Genomic DNA, 747 nt, shown 5'->3' with positions numbered 1-747 from the left:
CCAGATATTTCTGAGTGGCCTTTGTCCAGACGAATGTCATCTTGTTGGCGTTGGCTTCAATTTTTGTTCCATCCAGATAAAGGACAGAAGAGTCTATCTGAGGATCATTCTGTTCGGCATAGCGGTTGAATTCCGTAAAGAGATCCTCCATGCATGGAGTAAGGCATTCCTTCTGAAAGCGGGAAATTGTACCGTAAGAAGGAGTTTCGCCATTGAAAAGGCAGAGCAGACGGATGTCGTGAGAATAAAGTTCTTCCTGCTGCCGCAAAGAGCAGTAGCCATAAAGAGTAAAAGAAATCAGAGCGGCTTTGAGCATGGCGTCTGCTGGGAAATGGCAGGCTGGCCAGGAGGCAAAAGAAGGATAAAGGGCAAGGTCGAGATAATCATCGACAAAGGAACTGACAGTAGTGAAGACAGAATCCATCTCAATATGAGGGAAGAGAGAATGGAGCAGTGGCAAACGGCCCTGAATCGAGTTATAGTAACTTCTTTATATTTGACGGGTTGCCCGAAACGAAATTGCCTATATACCATTAAAGGCGAAGAATCTTATGGATTCTGAAACTTTCCTCTCAGGAAAGCTGCAGGACGCAAAGAACTTCGCCTTTTTTACATTGAAGTATTATTGATTCAGACTGACAGAGCACAGAGTTCTCTGATTTCATCATTCCAGGGAAGAACGCTGTCAATGACATCAGCCGGTATAACTGAACCGCGCCATTTCTGGAATCTGTTCATCACCAGTTC

General features: G+C 44.7%; 1 protein-coding gene. It reads right to left on the bottom strand.

What is annotated here, in order from left to right:
- On the bottom strand, positions 1-460 hold a 460-nt coding region (locus BO222_RS08240), incomplete at its 3' end, for a transposase (RefSeq protein ID WP_075820061.1).
- Positions 461-747: the final 287 nt, after the last annotated feature.

This window comes from Ileibacterium valens, from assembly GCF_001945525.1.
Classification (GTDB): Bacteria; Bacillota_I; Bacilli_A; order Erysipelotrichales; family Erysipelotrichaceae; genus Ileibacterium; species Ileibacterium valens.
This window is presented reverse-complemented; position numbering and strand designations above follow the sequence as displayed.